Genomic DNA, 1,640 nt, shown 5'->3' on the forward strand with positions numbered 1-1,640 from the left:
CTCTTGGTCAAGCCCTCGACCTATTAGTAACAGTCAGCTCCATGTGTTACCACACTTCCACCTCTGCCCTATCTACCTTGTCGTCTTCAAGGGGTCTTACTTCTTTCGAATGGGATATCTCATCTTGAGGGGGGCTTCACGCTTAGATGCCTTCAGCGTTTATCCCGTCCCGACTTGGCTACTCGGCCATGAGCCTGGCGGCTCAACCGATACACCAGAGGTCAGTCCATCCCGGTCCTCTCGTACTAAGGACAGCTCCTCTCAAATATCCTACGCCCACGCCGGATAGGGACCGAACTGTCTCACGACGTTCTGAACCCAGCTCGCGTACCGCTTTAATGGGCGAACAGCCCAACCCTTGGGACCTACTACAGCCCCAGGATGCGATGAGCCGACATCGAGGTGCCAAACCACTCCGTCGATGTGAACTCTTGGGAGTGATAAGCCTGTTATCCCCAGGGTAGCTTTTATCCGTTGAGCGATGGCATTCCCACTTAATACCACCGGATCACTAAGTCCTACTTTCGTACCTGCTCCACCCGTCGGTGTCACAGTCAAGCTCCCTTCTGCCTTTGCACTCTTCGAATGGTTTCCAACCATTCTGAGGGAACCTTTGAGCGCCTCCGATACCCTTTCGGAGGCGACCGCCCCAGTCAAACTCCCCGCCTGGCATTGTCCTATCACCGGGTCACGGTGACTAGTTAGAAACCCAATACTGCAAGGGTGGTATCCCAACATTGGCTCCATGGCAACTGGCGTCACCATTTCTCAGCCTCCCACCTATCCTGTACATGCAATACCGAATCCCAGTACCAAGCTGGAGTAAAGCTCCATGGGGTCTTTCCGTCCTGGCGCGGGTAACCAGCATCTTCACTGGTACTTCAATTTCACCGGATGCATTGTCGAGACAGTGCTCAAATCATTACGCCTTTCGTGCGGGTCGGAACTTACCCGACAAGGAATTTCGCTACCTTAGGACCGTTATAGTTACGGCCGCCGTTTACTGGGGCTTAAGTTCAATGCTTCGCTTGCGCTAACATCTCCCCTTAACCTTCCAGCACCGGGCAGGCGTCAGCCCATATACCTCACCTTTCGGTTTCGCATAGACCTGTGTTTTTGCTAAACAGTTGCTTGAGCCTATTCTCTGCGGCCTGCTCTCGCAGGCACCCCTTCTCCCGAAGTTACGGGGTCATTTTGCCGAGTTCCTTAACAATGCTTCTTCCGTCGGCCTTAGGATTCTCTCCTCATCCACCTGTGTCGGTTTACGGTACGGGTACTCTGCAAACAATAGCGGCTTTTCTCGACGCATGGCTCATGTGCTTCCCTACTTGATTTCGGTACGCGTCACGTCTTCGGATTGATAAGCGGATTTGCCAACTTATCTCCTACCTCGCTTGCACCGGACTTTCCATTTCCGGCTCACACTCTCCACACGTGTCCCCACAGTTCTGTTACAGAGCAGTACAGGAATCTCAACCTGTTGTCCATCGACTACGTCTTTCGACCTCGCCTTAGGTCCCGACTTACCCAGGGCAGATCAGCTTTACCCTGGAAACCTTAGATATTCGGCCGGAAGGATTCTCACCTTCCTCTCGCTACTCATTCCGGCATTCTCTCTTTTTAATAATCCACAGCTCCTT

General features: G+C 52.9%; 1 rRNA gene. It reads right to left on the minus strand.

Annotated features, from left to right (window positions below):
- Nucleotides 1-3: 3 nt before the first annotated feature.
- Nucleotides 4-1,640, minus strand: a 23S ribosomal RNA gene (locus OCV63_RS17295); the annotation flags it as partial.

This window comes from Laedolimicola ammoniilytica (assembly GCF_025567165.1).
Taxonomy (GTDB): domain Bacteria; phylum Bacillota; class Clostridia; order Lachnospirales; family Lachnospiraceae; genus Laedolimicola; species Laedolimicola ammoniilytica.